Origin of the sequence: Bacteroides sp. RTP31139st1_H2_RTP31139_211217 (assembly GCF_040227615.1) — a bacterium.
In the GTDB taxonomy this organism is placed as follows: Bacteria; Bacteroidota; Bacteroidia; order Bacteroidales; family Bacteroidaceae; genus Bacteroides; species Bacteroides uniformis.
Genome location: NZ_JBCNZM010000004.1, coordinates 37,261 through 51,533 on the forward strand (window position 1 = coordinate 37,261; position 14,273 = coordinate 51,533).

The window sequence follows — 14,273 nt, forward strand, 5'->3', positions numbered from 1 at the left end:
AATGTACAAAGAAAGTACATTGCCATCTGGAATGAATATCATTACACATTGAACCTGAAGTGCATGATGTCCCCATCCTGCACCACGTATTCCTTACCTTCCACACCCAACTTTCCGGCTTCGCGCACGGCTGCTTCGCTGCCATACTTGATATAATCCTCATACTTGATGACCTCTGCCCGGATGAATCCCTTTTCAAAATCCGTATGGATAACGCCGGCGCATTGTGGAGCCTTCCAGCCCTTGCGATAGGTCCATGCTTTTACTTCCATCTCTCCGGCAGTGATGAAGGTTTCGAGGTTCAGCAGGCTGTAGATAGCTTTAATCAAACGGTTGCAGCCGCTTTCTTTCAGTCCCAGGTCTTCGAGGAACATCTGCTTTTCTTCGTATGTCTCCAGTTCGGCGATGTCGGCCTCGGTCTGGGCGGAGATGATGATAAGTTCGGCATCCTCACCCTTGATGGCTTCACGCACCTGCTCTACGTACTGGTTGCCGCTGGCGGCACTGACGTCATCCACGTTGCAGACGTAGAGCACGGGTTTGGTGGTGAGCAGGAACATCTGCTTGGCACATTGTTCCTCGTCGTCGTTCTGTGGGATGACGGTGCGGGCGCTTTGTCCTTGTTCCAGGGCATCCTTGTAGCGGAGCAGGAGTTCGTACTCTATCTTTGCCGCCTTGTCGCCACCCACTTTGGCAATCTTCTCTACACGCTTGATGCGGTTTTCCACCGTGTCGAGGTCCTTCAGTTGCAGCTCTGTGTCGATGATTTCCTTGTCGCGCACGGGGTTCACCGAACCGTCCACGTGGACGATGTTGCCGTTGTCGAAGCAGCGCAGCACGTGAATGATGGCGTCGCACTCGCGGATGTTGCCCAAGAACTGGTTGCCGAGTCCTTCACCTTTGCTGGCGCCCTTCACCAGTCCGGCAATGTCTACGATGTCGCACACGGCAGGTACGATACGCCCCGGGTGAACCAGCTCGGCGAGCTTCGTCAGTCGTTCGTCGGGTACGGACACTTGCCCCATTTGGGCGTCGATTGTACAGAACGGGAAGTTTGCCGCTTGTGCCTTTGCGCTGCTCAAGCAGTTGAAAAGAGTGGATTTTCCTACGTTGGGAAGGCCCACGATACCAGCTTTTAATGCCATAGTGTTATCTTGTTTTTTAGTTATTGTTCAGTTAATTGGATGCAAAGATAGTGCAAACCGAAGGCAGAATGAAATGAACGCGTTCATTTTTTATGCTGAGGTGCAGCCTATCTTCACTTTTTTAAGCAAAGATAGTACTTACCGGGGAAAGTGGGTATGTTAATTTGCATTAAAAGCACGAGAGTAAAATGATAAATTGATAGTTTTGTCGCAATTATAAATTTAAGTATCATTCTATAAATCAATGCGATTATGAAAAACAAAGTAAGAAAAATTCTGATGATTTTCTCATGTCTCATCGGTCTGTCTTTTACATTATCTGCACAGAATCCTTATCTGCCGCTTTGGGAATTTATTCCTGATGGTGAGCCCTATGTGTTTGAGGATCCTGACTGTCCCGGCAAGTACCGTCTTTATATTTATGGTTCGCACGATAATCTCAAGTGGATGTATTGCGGACGTGACCAGGTGGTGTGGTCGGCACCCGTAGAGGACCTGACCCGTTGGAGATATGACGGCGTGATATTTAAAGTCAATGAGTTGCCCGAACTGTATAAACTGAATGCTGATGGAACCGACGACGTGCTTTTTGCCCCTGACGTGACAGTAACTACCGATGCCGATGGTAAGAAAACTTACTACCTCTTTCCGAATAATCAAGGTGGTGGACGCAATTCCATGATTGCCAAAAGCGACCGTCCCGATGGCCCGTTTACGGTATGCAACTGGCATAAGGAGCGTCCTCGCGAGACTTTCGGTTGTTTGGGATTCGACCCCGCAGTGTTTGTCGATGATGATGGACGTGTGTATGGTTATTGGGGATTTGGCATTTCGCATGGCGCGGAGTTGGACCCTGCTACCATGTGCACGGTAAAGCCGGGTACCGAAGTGGTGGAGAACATGATTTCAGGCTATCGGCAGGAAGGTATATTCCGCTTCTTTGAGGCATCCTCCATCCGCAAGATTGAGGATAAGTATGTGTTTATCTATAGCCGTACTACCGCTGAGGGTGAAGATGGCTTGCCGAACGCCAGCAACTATACGCTGGCATACGCTTATAGCGAGCATCCTCTGGGTCCCTGGACCTATGGCGGAACAATCATCGATGCCCGTGCGCGCGAGTATGATGAAAAAGGCAATGTGATAGCTTCGGCCATGCCCGGTGGAAATACGCATGGCAGTATCTGCAAGATAGGAGGGCAATGGTACGTGTTCTATCATCGCCAGATAGGTACTGATTGCTATGCACGCCAGGCTATGGTGTCGGCCATTGATGTAAAGGTGGAAAAAGGAAAAGGTGGGAAAGTCGTGATTTCGCGCGGGGAATTCAACTCTGAGGGTTTCCTTCTTGAAGGGCTCAATCCTATGCAGCGCATCTCGGCCGGGTTGGCTTGTTGGCACACCAATCCCGGAGGTATCAAAGAGGTCTATCCCCATTATGTCTACACGGGGTCTTACATCCGGCCTGTGTACCGGGATAATAATCCCTATGCCGGCGATAACAACCACAAAATCCCGTTCGCTCCGGTGGTGAATAATACAAGTGGGTCGATTGTAGGATATAAATACTTGAATATGAATGCCGTTCCGCGAGATAAGTCTTTGCAGATGCAGTTAAGGTTGAAGGCTGAAGATACCGACGGACGCATCCGCATCATGCTGGGTAGCCCTTGGACAACAAAAGGCGGTGTAGAGATAGGACTTGTGGATGTGAAGGCTGGCAGCACTTGCAGGGAGTTCTATGCTCCGCTCTCTATTCCGGCAAAGCTGCATAAGGGAAAGCAGCCGCTCTTCTTTGTCTTCGAATCAGAAACCGAAGGCCAGTCCATCTGTGAGTTTTATGATTTCCTCATGTTGGCACGCCCATAAGTCTTTATACTTATGGAGGCGGATACTTATCTTGTGAGACCTTCTAAATAGAGCTATTGTATTAGTTCACAGTACTGAACACTTTGTTACACCCCGTCGGAACAGATTGTTTCTCTTGTATGAAACGACTTGTTTCGACGGGATAAAACGATTTGTTCCGTTATAGGAAACACTTTGTTTCCTTATAGAGAACACTCTGTTCCATTATAGGAAACAAACCGTTTCCATAGTCGGAAATGAAATGGGGCATATGCTTCATTGATACCGCTATTACTTTTCCTCCTCGAATATTCGGTTGAAAACTTGCCGCAGTCGTCCTTCGTCTGCGATAATGGCTTGGAGCTTCTTCAGCTGTTCCGCATTCTTCCCCTCGGGAAACCAAAGCTTCAGATAACCGCCGGGTGCATACTTTGCCATGAGATGCTGATGGAACCGTTGGTAGTGCCACTCCTTGTCTGCGGCAGGATTCTGTTTCAATCCGTACTGCACGGTGCGGCGCAGGGTGATGTCCGGGTCGATGATACGGTCCGCTTCGGCAACAATCTTGCCGTAGATGCTACGAGGTTCGTGGTCTGTAGAGGCGCGGTGGTCTTCTACGGCTTCTTTCATGAGGAGGATTTCCGTGTCGGAGAACCATTGCCGCAGGGTAGAGTCCGCCATCAGTATCTCGCCGGAGACAAGGTGGTGGGTGGCGCGGTCGCGGCACAGTCCCGTGTCATGGTAGGCGGCAATGACGTATGCCAGGCGTTCGTCCGCTTCGGGATATTGCCGGGCGAGGGCAAGGCTTTCTTCGATGACGGTGCGGACGTGTGAGAGGTTGTGTGCTTTGTCAAACTCCTTGTAACGGGGGATGATTGCTGTCTCGATGTAGGTAATGAGGGGCTTGGGTATCATGTGGCATTCCTTTTTCGGGTAAAGGTACGAATAATAACCGATAGCTGAATAACGAGGAGCAGGGAATGGCCCATAATCAGGTACCGATTACTATCTGTCTGTTTACTTAATGTTCCAAAGACTGCTCGTAGCTTTTCCCGTTGGCGTCAGTCACCACGATTTTTATTTTCTTTGCTTTATCGCTCGGTTTTGTAGAGAAAAAGAAATAAGCATTCTTGTTAGCTTGGCGACCACGTTCCTTCATATCCTTTCCCTCTGTGACAGCTTTGCGCTGCAGGAAGAAATCATAATCAGGATCCATGCCTTTATACTGCTTCATTTCGCCTTTCAACTTCCCGTCTTCGTAGTATTCCACTTTCCAGCGGTTATCCCAATTCCATACCTTGACGCAGAGTTCGTCTTCATGGCCGGGTACTGTACCCACGGGATAGTAACGGAACTGATAGTCACGGTCATGTCCTAATGACTTGAAATAATTTGCAATTCCGTTCTTGCCGGATTCGAATACTTGGTAGCCAATAGGGGTACCGTCTTTGCTATAGATGCCGTCCCATAACCACCACGCGCCTCCGATGGAGGCGATATTGTACTCACGAATGTTGTTTCTGATTTGTGTGTTGCATTGTACATGAGTGTGACCACTGAGAATATCTACCTTATAACCCTCGAAAAGGTCGAGTAACTCGGCTACGCGTCCCAACTTGTAGTTCTCGTTATAGAAGTATGCCGGAGCATGCATGCAAACAAACAGATGAGCCCCTTTGGGGACGTACTGCAGATAGCTCTTCACCCAATTGAGCTGCTGATCATTGAGCCCCACTTCATACTTCTTGTTTCCTTTATAAAGGATATTGTCCAAAACGATATAATAGTCTTTTCCAGCATTGAACGCATAGTAAGTGGGTCCAAAGAAATGCCGATAAAGATGTGCACTGGCATCATCGTCGCTCACCTCCTTGTCGTGGTCGTGGTTGCCGATAACCGGATAGATGGGAATTTGGATCTTTGCTATCTCTTGCTTGATGTGGGGAAACATTTCCAGGTTATCCCATAAGATGTCGCCCAAGAAGATGGCGAAAGCAGGAATATTCTGGCTCATATATTCAAAGCCCACTAGCTTGAGGTCGGGGAAAGCTTCCGTTTCAAGCCGATGGAATGCGTTCTCTCCGCGCGGTTGTGTATCGGCTGCTGCCATCATGGCGTATTTGCCTCCTACTGTTCCCCAGCGATGGAGCTGGAAATCGTGGCTGTTCTCGTTCAGAGTCTTATAGAAGACGGGAGTACCCCCGTTGCAAGGAGCCATATAGCCTGAAGGTGTCACTACATAGATAAAGTGGGCCTTCTCATCAGCATCAATCATATAGCTTCCGTCTTCACTGGTAAGAGCGAATGCGGTGCCATCGGTTACTACAACTTTGGCCAGCCCCTTGCCGTCGGCCATGACTTTGCCTTTAATCTCTTTAGCTTCTGCCCCTATTGCCATAAGCAGCAATGCGGCGTAAAAAATGTTCTTTTTGTTCATTGCTTTTCTCTTTCAATTATTTGTTGTTTGAATTGAGAGCAAAAATAGGTGAGTGAAATTACTTCGTCGTTTCTATGGGGTTACGTTCAAGTTACATATGTCGGGCTCTCATCCGGTGTCATATCAAAATCACAGAAGTGACACAAGTCTGTAATACAGCATCCATTCTTTTGCAGCCGAAATTAAAATCATCATAGAAACTAATGAAAACAAGAATGATTAAATCCTTTGTGTGTGTATGTGGGCTGCTTGTTTCGTTGAATGTAGTCGCAGCTTCACTGAAACCCGTCAAAGGTAAAGTGGTGGACCGGTTCAATAATCCACTTCCCGGTGCTACAATTCAAGTGACCCATTCTCCCGAGAAAACCATTACCGATGTGGACGGCAACTTCAATTTTGAAACCATCGAAGACGCGGAACTCATCGTATCCTACATCGGCTTCCGTACCCTCAAGCTGAAGACTGCAGGGGAGAACTTCATTCATGTGGTACTGGATGAAGACTCACAATTGCTTAACGACGTGGTAGTGGTAGGTTATAGCACTAACAAGAAGGTTAATCTGTCAGGCTCGGTTTCTTCGCTTAACAGCGAGAAGCTTGCAAGCCGTCGAGTATCAAACGTATCTTCGGCTCTGCAAGGCATGGCTGCAGGTGTAACTGTCACTACACAGAGCGGTGAGCCAGGCGGCAATGGCGGTCATATACGTATACGTGGTATCGGAACCTTCGGTGGTGATAGTGCCGCCCCGTTGGTGTTGGTCGATGGCGTAGAAGGAACCATAGATGAAGTGGATCCTAACATCATCGAGTCAGTGTCCGTCTTGAAAGATGCTGCATCTGCATCCATCTATGGCTCACGTGCTGCCAATGGTGTCATTCTGGTGACTACCAAACGGGGTGGCAGTCAAGACAAGTTCAGCATATCCTATAAAGGATATTTTGGATTCCAAGGCGCAACGATGCTTCCTCAAAAAGTGGATGCATTGGAATATATGCAATTGGAAAATGTGGCAGCAGGTAACGACGGATCCGACCTGCCCTATAGTGATGAATATATAAGGGAATATGTGGCTGGCATGGCTACTGACCCGGACATCTATCCTAATACAGACTGGCAGGACTTGATTCTTACAGAAAACGGATTCAACCATGGGCATACGCTTACTCTGACTTCTTCATCAGAACGTATCAAGACACTTACTTCTATAGGGTATCTGGACCAGACGGGTATAGTGGTCAATTCCTCTTACCGTAAAATCTCTGTACGCAACAATATGGACATCAAGCTTAGCGACCGTCTGGACATGAAGTTTGACATACAAGTAAGCAATGCCAATAAAAATAGTTCTCCCTACGAAGGACATGCCTTCAATTATATGAACACCCGAACCCCGAACATTGTCAATCAATTTACTACTGGTCTTTATAATGGGGCAAATGGTCTGATGGGCAATAACCCCGTGCTGTTGTTGCGTGAAGGCGGTATTGTGAAAAACAATGTTATCCGTGCTACCATGGCGATGGCTCTGACCTATAAGATTCTCGATGGATGGAATGTGTCAGTTCAAGCCACTCCACGTTATATCACCAAGAATAACCATAACTATAAGAATTCTGTCACCACGTATGGTGACCCGGAAGGTACTACCAGCTTCAAGAGCGGCGAAACCTACAACTCGCTTACAGAATCGGCCTATCGTTACTTCTACTGGAACACACAGGCACTGACCAACTATGAGAAACAGCTGGATGACCACTACTTCAAAGTAATGGCAGGTATGGAGTGTCAGACCTATACAGAAAAGACTCTTTCTGCCTATCGTCAAGTATTCAACTTCCCTCAATATGACCAAATTGATGCCGGTAACATTGAGAACATGAACAATGGAGGAGGGGAGTACCAATGGGCCATCAACTCCTTCTTTGGCCGCTTGAATTACAACTACAAGGAACGCTACCTTGTGGAGGCCAATATCCGTACCGACGGTTCTTCCAGATTTGCAGAGGGTAACCGATATGGCGTGTTCCCTTCATTCTCTGCAGCATGGCGCATCAGCGAGGAACCCTTTATGGAATCTATACGCGATAGAGTGGATAATCTGAAATTACGTGCCTCTTGGGGCAAACTGGGCAACCAGAATATCGGAAGTTCCTATTATCCCACTACTCAGCAACTCTCTACGGGCTCTATATCTATGGGAGGTAATCTTTACACGACCTCTGCTGTTACCTCGCTCTCCAATAGGGACCTTACATGGGAGACTTCTACCATGACTGACTTAGGCATAGATCTTTCACTGTTCGGCTGTATCAACATCACTGCCGACTGGTATAGGAAGATAACGGATGGTATCCTGATGAAGCTGGACATCCCCAACCACATTGGTATGGGTGCTCCCTTCCAGAATGCCGGCAAGGTAAGAAACCAGGGATGGGAGCTAAGCGTAGGCTACAGCAAGAAGCTGACGAGGGACTTTTCGCTGGATGCCGCCCTTACGCTGAGCGACGTGAAAAACACCATCACCGACATGCGGGGCACAAGCAGCACAAGCGGTGATATTCGTAACCAAGAGGGGTCTTCCATTAACTCCATTTACGGATTGATATGCGACGGTTTCATCAATTCACAAGAAGAAGCGGACGAAATCAATGCCAACTGTCCCCAATTCGGTACAACCGTATATCCCGGTGACCTGAAATACCGGAATGTCAGCGGAGACAACAAAATTACTACAGATGACAAGACGATTATCGGAAGTACAGTTCCACGCTATAGTTATAGCTTTAATTTAGGAGTGGGATACAAAGGAATTCGTCTTTCGGCTTTCTTGCAAGGAGTTGGCAAGGCCGACGGTTATCTCAATTCCTACTACGTGATGCCTTGCTATCAGGGAGGAACCTACCGCAAGGAACACCTTGACTATTGGACGGAGCAGAATCATGATGCATCCACGCCTCGCCTCTCTTATAAGAGCAGTAACAACACCTATACATCATCCTTCTGGATGAAGAGTGCCGCTTACCTGCGTCTGAAGAACCTGCAGCTGGGTTACGACCTGCCCTCCAAGTGGATGAAAGCCATCGGACTGAAGTCTGCCTACATTTATGCCAATGCTGAGAATCTCTTGACTTTTACTGACTTTTGGGATGGCTATGACCCCGAAGTCAACTATAACGCATCAGCAACAGATGGGGTATCTCTGGGTGCGGCAAACAATTATCCCCAGACGAAAGCCTTCACTTTTGGCGTTGACATCAAATTCTGATTAGCCGGAATAGGGAAACCGTCTGTATTCAAGAAGACATAAAAAGAAAAAATGATATGAAACGAAACAATATTTATACAGCACTCCTTTCGCTGTCTCTATTAGGTCTCGGTGCTTGTTCACTCGACCTTGAACCACTCACTTCACCGTCTTCTTCCTCTTATCCTTCGAGTATGGAAGAGGCGAATTTCGGTTTGAACGCTGTTTACTCATCTCTGACAGCTTATAGTGCCAGCACCACCACCTGGTGGAAGGTGACAGACAATATTACCGATATTGGTGCTACACGTGTCAACACGGCTATGTATACGGAATTAATCACCTCCGGAGCTTCTGCTGAAAACGCGGTGGCAAACAAGCTTTATAATTGCGTGTATAAGACCGTGGCACGTATCAACCAGCTTCTCGATGCGCTGGATAATCTGCGTGGCACAGCCTCTGATACGGATATAGAGAGTATACGGGCAGAGCTGCTGTGCATACGGGCATTCTGTTATGATCAAGCTTGCCAGCACTATGGAGACTTGCCGTATGTGGTCCACACAGCGGGTATAAATGACAGCCAGACCCCACGTACACCGAGAGAGACCATTGTAGAGAATCTGCTTTCGGATCTTAGCGACGAGTGTTTGGCTAACCTTCCACTCCGCCATAAAGCAGAAAGCTATGGCAGTGCACGCATCGGACGGGTAGCAGCGTATGCGTTACGTGCCCGTATTGCCTTGAATTGGAAAAAGTATGACTTGGCTGCCAGTTCGGCCAAACAAGCCTTGAATTTGGCTAAGGAGGCAGGCTTTGAATTGGAATCCATCAATACACAGTATTGTGGAGAAAGTCATGAGGCAGGAGAGCCAACCGGTCAGACGGCTCTGTTTGGTTATGACGGTGAGGCAAGCAATGAGTGGCTCTGGTCCGTGCAGTATGATGCGGTAATATCCAGTAATAAAACCAAGGAGGCATATTACATGGCTCCACGTACACTGGGAGGATGCGCCTATTTTGGTCCTACACAAACATTTGTTGATATGTTTCAATGCAAGGATGGCAAATCGATTACGGAATCTTCTCTGTATGACTGGCAGAACCCTTGGCAAAACCGGGACCCTCGTCTGGATCTTTTCTGTTTGCGACCTGGTTCACGCATATTCAATCTAGAATTCCAGACTTCCACTACCAGTAAAAAGATTCACGACTATAGCACGGGCAAGGACGTGACAAACATGGAGTCACAGGGAACCAAGGGCGTATACGGTGCCAATGGCACTAAAGGTCCTGCTGGATATCTCTGGAGGAAATATTTGGATATAGCCGAGTTGGAAAGAGCTGCAATCTCCAACCATGAAACCAGTGATCTTAATTGCGGCTTGATGCGTTTAGCAGAGGTTTATCTAATAGAGGCAGAAGCCAATATTGAAATGGCTGATGGCAATCTGGAGTTAGCACGAACGGACATCAATATAATTCGTAATCGTGTAGGAATGCCCGATGTGGTAGTTACTTCGCAGAGCGGACTCCGAAAGGCATTACGTTACGAACGTACTGTTGAACTTTGTAATGAAGGTTTTCGTTGGTTTGATCTCCGTCGTTGGGGTATGGCTTCTACAGTGATGACAGGTAAGATTTATGCTCCCAATCAAAAAGGGCTTATGTCCAATGCCAAGCCTTCATTTGATGACAACTGGCATCCGGCATATTCAGAGGGTAGTTCTTGGGATGGGAAAGCACTGAATCTCCGTGTGTATAACACGATGAAGTATATCAAAGGAAAGGATGAACTTTGGCCGCTTCCCCAAAGTGAGATTGATACAAACAGTGCCATTATAGAAAACAATCCAGGATACTAATCGTGTAAGGTTATTGGTATCTGACGGAAAGGATTTGTTTTTCAAGATATAATAAAAGAGCCGGAATGTGCGAATCATTCCGGCTCTTTTATAAAAGGTTTCGGTTATTGTTGTTAGGAATAAGATTTCTTACTTTAAGAGAGAGTTTGTCAATTACATGTTAGGGTTGTCCATGATTACTGTCATCTCGGGAACCAGTATGTATTCGCCTTTCTTGTTGTTCCATTTGTAGTATGTGGTAGTCATCGTCTTGCCTTGGTATGCATAGCGGATGCACATGTCCTTGCCCCATGTATTCTTGGTGCTGTTCCATTTCAGGGCTTCGCTTTCCGTCATGCGGTTCTGGTCGTCGTACTTATAATTGTACTTCATATAGTTGGCAAGCGTGTTTCCGTCCATCTTGTATACGGTCTCTGCCACTTTCATGCCATTTACTTCTTCCGAATTGTAAATGAGGTTGCTCTTATTGTCGGCTGAGGCATTTAATCCGCAAACTAAGAGAAGTGCTGAAACAATCACTGTTTTTAAAGATACTTTTGCTTTCATGGTTTTATGTCTTTTTTAGTTTAACTTTCTATTTTCTATCAATATGTCATTGATTTCGCTGCAAAGGTACGTATTAAATTGACATAAATATAAATATCATATTAAATTTTATCAATATGTCAGTAGTGAGGGCTTCGGTATGCTTTCTTTTTGGCAAGATTGGTGAATAAAAAATATCCGGCAGTGAGGTTGCCGGATATTCTGATGAGCAAACTGTATTTCGAAAGGATTGCTTCTGTTGCTTTCTGATTGTAAGTTAAATAAAGTTATTGGGTGGTTTAGTGTGCCTGCAACCAGTTGTTTCCCCACCCACAATCGGCTTTCAGAGGTACTTGCATGCGATATGCTTGCTCCATCTCTTCGATTACGATTTTCTGTACAAGTTCCTTTTCAGCCTCTGGAACGCTGAAATTTAGTTCGTCATGGACCTGTAAAATCATCTTTGCTTTCAGATTGTAAGCTTGGAAGCGCTGATAGATGTGTGCCATCGCTACTTTTATGATGTCGGCGGCACTTCCCTGGATGGGGGCGTTGATGGCATTCCGTTCGGCATAGCCCCGTACCACCCCGTTTCTTGAGTTGATGTCCGGCAGGAAGCGCTTGCGGTGGAAGATGGTTTCCACGTAGCCCTGCTCGCGTGCCACCTGGATGCTTTTGTCCATATACTCCTTCACTTGCGGGTAGGTTTCAAAGTAGCCGTCTATCAGCTCTTTGGCTTCTTGGCGGGAAACGCCCATGCGTTCGGCAAGCCCGAAGACGGAGATGCCGTAGATGATGCCGAAGTTTGCCGTTTTTGCCTTGCGGCGCATGTCGGCGGTTACGTCGTTTATGTCTATCTTATATATCTTGGCAGCGGTGGCGGCGTGGATGTCGTGTCCGCTGAGGAAGGCTTCTATCATGTTCTTATCTTCGCTGAGGTGTGCCATGATGCGCAGCTCTATCTGCGAGTAGTCGGCAGAGAAGAACTCGCAGCCGGTGTCGGGGATGAACGCCTTGCGGATTTCCTTTCCGTCTTCGTCGCGGATGGGGATGTTCTGCAGGTTGGGATTGCTGGAGCTGAGGCGTCCGGTAGCGGTCACTGCCTGGTTGAAGGAGGTGTGGATGCGTCCCGTGCGTGGGTTGATGAGCTGGGGTAGGGCATCTATATAGGTGCTCAGCAGCTTCTTCAGTCCGCGGTATTCCAGTATCTTCCCGATGATGTCGTGCTTGCTGCGGTAGCTCTGCAGCACCTCTTCGGAAGTGACGTATTGTCCGGTCTTGGTCTTTTTGGCCTTCTCCACGATTTTCAGCTTGTCGAAGAGCACTTCGCCTACCTGCTTGGCGGAGCTGATGTTGAATGTCTCGCCAGCCATCTCGTAGATTTCCTTCTCAATCTCCTGCAGACGGACGGTGAAGTGTTGGGACGATTGCTTCAAGGCTTCCGTGTCGAGCAGCACTCCGTTGCTCTCTATATTGACAAGTACGGGGACGAGCGGCATCTCTATTTCGTAGAACAGATGTTCGGCACCTTGCTCCTTCAGTTCCTTTTCCAGCACGTTTTTCAGTTTGAGGGTGACGTCCGCATCCTCGCAGGCATAACGGTAGACATCTTCGGGTGGAAGGTCGCGCATGTTCTTTTGGTTTTTGCCTCGCGCTCCAATTAGCTCATCGATGTGGATGGTCTGGTAGTGCAGGTAGATTTCCGCCAGATAGTCCATGTTGTGTCGCAGTTCGGGTTGAAGCACGTAGTGGGCAAGCATGGTGTCGAAAAGTTTGCCTTTCACCTGGACGCCGTAATTTTGGAGGATAATCATATCGTACTTGATATTTTGTCCCACCTTCATGGATTTCTCGTTTTCGAAGAGGGGACGGAACTCGTTTACAATTTTTAAGACTTCCTCTCGTTCGGCGGGAACGGGTACGTAGTATGCACGGTTTTCGGCATCGCTGAAGCTCATTCCTACAAGTTCGGCGTCCATTGGCTCGGTTCCGGTAGTCTCGGTATCTATTGAGAGAATTTCGCTTGTAAGTAACTTTTGAATAATTTCTGCTCTTTTATCTTCTGTATCAATGAGTTGGTAGTCTACATCGAGCATTTCTAACCGCGTCAGGTTTGAATTTTCAGAAACGCCCGTCCCCTCGCCCGCAAAATTTGCAAACAAATCGCCTTGAATCGGGGCGCTGTTTTCGGGAGTGGAGGTTTGCGGCTGGGCAAACAGAGTCCCGGCAAAGAGGTCGGGTACCGGAGAGGTTGGAGTAGGGGAGGACGAATTGCCGCTTCCCTTTTTGAGTACCCGATCGATGAGTGTGCGGAATTCCAACTCCTCGAAAATCTTGCGGAGTTCCTCTTCGTTCGGTTCTTCGCGGACGAGCGAATCCATGTCGAGCTGAATGGGAACATCTGTTTTGATGGTGGCAAGGAATTTGGAGAAGGTTATCATCTCGCGGTTGGTTTCCACTTTCGTTTTCAGTGCGCCTTTCAGCTGGTCGGTATGTTCCAGCAGGTTTTCGATACTGCCGAATTCGGCAATCAGTTTCTGTGCGGTTTTCTCGCCCACACCCGGACAGCCGGGGATGTTGTCGGAAGCATCACCCATCAGTCCCAGCATGTCGATGACCTGCTCGGTGGTCTGTATGTTGAACTTGGTTTTTACTTCTTCGGTACCCATCACTTCGAATCCGCCGGTGTGCTTGGGGCGGTACATGAAGACGCGGTCCGATACCAGTTGCCCGTAGTCCTTGTCGGGAGTCATCATATAGGTGGTGATGCCCTGCCGTCCGGCTTCGGTGGCGAGCGTGCCTATCACGTCGTCGGCTTCGTAGCCGGATACTTCGAGGATGGGAATGCGGTAGGCGCGGATGATGTCCTTTATAATAGGTACGGAAAGGCGGATGGCCTCGGGTGTCTCCTCGCGCTGTGCCTTGTATTGCTCGTAGGCCTCGTGGCGGAAGGTGGGGCCCGACGGGTCGAAGGCTACTCCTATGTGTGTGGGATTCTCTTTTTTGAGCACTTCTTCCAGGGTGTTTACAAAGCCCAGAATGGCCGAAGTGTTGAATCCTTTTGAATTGATTCTCGGGTTCTTGATGAACGCGTAATAGGCTCGATATATCAGTGCATAGGCATCGAGCAAAAACAGTTTATCGATTGAATTCATACATTTAATCCTTTTTTTCATGGTAAAAGTACAAAAAAATACCGTATTAACCG

Annotated in this window: 8 protein-coding genes; 3 read left to right on the top strand and 5 right to left on the bottom strand. The window is 47.8% G+C overall.

Features of this window, described 5'->3' with window-relative positions; translation table 11 throughout:
* Positions 1-41: 41 nt before the first annotated feature.
* A complete protein-coding gene (gene ychF, locus ABUA47_RS01285; RefSeq protein WP_008662190.1) occupies positions 42-1,145 on the bottom strand; it encodes a redox-regulated ATPase YchF in 1,104 nt (367 codons plus the stop codon).
* A 252-nt stretch (positions 1,146-1,397) separates the two neighbouring features.
* Here ychF and ABUA47_RS01290 point away from each other — a divergent pair, with 252 nt between their 5' ends.
* Positions 1,398-3,014, top strand: a complete 1,617-nt coding sequence (locus ABUA47_RS01290) for a family 43 glycosylhydrolase (protein WP_118274247.1) — start codon at positions 1,398-1,400, stop codon at positions 3,012-3,014.
* 270 nt (positions 3,015-3,284) lie between these two features.
* Here ABUA47_RS01290 and ABUA47_RS01295 read toward each other — a convergent pair whose 3' ends face one another.
* Both ABUA47_RS01295 and ABUA47_RS01300 read right to left on the bottom strand, forming a co-directional pair.
* Complete coding sequence (locus tag ABUA47_RS01295; RefSeq protein ID WP_211475567.1) at positions 3,285-3,908, bottom strand: HD domain-containing protein; 624 nt, start codon at positions 3,906-3,908, stop codon at positions 3,285-3,287.
* A 106-nt stretch (positions 3,909-4,014) separates the two neighbouring features.
* Positions 4,015-5,430 (bottom strand): calcineurin-like phosphoesterase family protein, encoded by a 1,416-nt coding sequence (locus ABUA47_RS01300; RefSeq protein WP_349831386.1) that lies wholly within the window; start codon positions 5,428-5,430, stop codon positions 4,015-4,017.
* A gap of 215 nt (positions 5,431-5,645) precedes the next feature.
* On the opposite strand from ABUA47_RS01300, the gene ABUA47_RS01305 reads away from it, so the two are divergent.
* Together ABUA47_RS01305 and ABUA47_RS01310 are read left to right on the top strand one after the other, a co-directional pair.
* Positions 5,646-8,696, top strand: coding sequence for a SusC/RagA family TonB-linked outer membrane protein (locus ABUA47_RS01305; protein WP_005833923.1), 3,051 nt, complete (start codon positions 5,646-5,648; stop codon positions 8,694-8,696).
* Between the two features lie 56 nt (positions 8,697-8,752).
* Positions 8,753-10,540, top strand: a complete 1,788-nt coding sequence (locus ABUA47_RS01310; RefSeq protein WP_005833922.1) for a RagB/SusD family nutrient uptake outer membrane protein — start codon at positions 8,753-8,755, stop codon at positions 10,538-10,540.
* 153 nt (positions 10,541-10,693) lie between these two features.
* Here the strand turns inward: ABUA47_RS01310 and ABUA47_RS01315 are convergent, their stop codons facing one another.
* Together ABUA47_RS01315 and polA are read right to left on the bottom strand one after the other, a co-directional pair.
* Positions 10,694-11,086 carry a DUF3836 domain-containing protein gene (locus tag ABUA47_RS01315; RefSeq protein ID WP_005826180.1) on the bottom strand — a complete coding sequence of 131 codons (393 nt, stop codon included), beginning with the start codon at positions 11,084-11,086 and terminating at the stop codon, positions 10,694-10,696.
* Between the two features lie 278 nt (positions 11,087-11,364).
* Positions 11,365-14,220 carry a DNA polymerase I gene (gene polA, locus ABUA47_RS01320; protein ID WP_347774418.1) on the bottom strand — a complete coding sequence of 952 codons (2,856 nt, stop codon included), beginning with the start codon at positions 14,218-14,220 and terminating at the stop codon, positions 11,365-11,367.
* Between the last annotated feature and the right edge of the window lie 53 nt (positions 14,221-14,273).

What these genes read in the sequence shown, in the direction of transcription:
- ABUA47_RS01310 (WP_005833922.1), top strand. Translation starts at nt 8,753, where the DNA reads ATGAAACGAAACAATATTTATACAGCACTCCTTTCGCTGTCTCTATTA.
- ABUA47_RS01300 (WP_349831386.1), bottom strand. Translation starts at nt 5,430, where the DNA reads ATGAACAAAAAGAACATTTTTTACGCCGCATTGCTGCTTATGGCAATA.
- ychF (WP_008662190.1), bottom strand. Translation starts at nt 1,145, where the DNA reads ATGGCATTAAAAGCTGGTATCGTGGGCCTTCCCAACGTAGGAAAATCC.
- ABUA47_RS01305 (WP_005833923.1), top strand. Translation starts at nt 5,646, where the DNA reads ATGATTAAATCCTTTGTGTGTGTATGTGGGCTGCTTGTTTCGTTGAAT.
- polA (WP_347774418.1), bottom strand. Translation starts at nt 14,220, where the DNA reads ATGAATTCAATCGATAAACTGTTTTTGCTCGATGCCTATGCACTGATA.
- ABUA47_RS01290 (WP_118274247.1), top strand. Translation starts at nt 1,398, where the DNA reads ATGAAAAACAAAGTAAGAAAAATTCTGATGATTTTCTCATGTCTCATC.
- ABUA47_RS01315 (WP_005826180.1), bottom strand. Translation starts at nt 11,086, where the DNA reads ATGAAAGCAAAAGTATCTTTAAAAACAGTGATTGTTTCAGCACTTCTC.
- ABUA47_RS01295 (WP_211475567.1), bottom strand. Translation starts at nt 3,908, where the DNA reads ATGATACCCAAGCCCCTCATTACCTACATCGAGACAGCAATCATCCCC.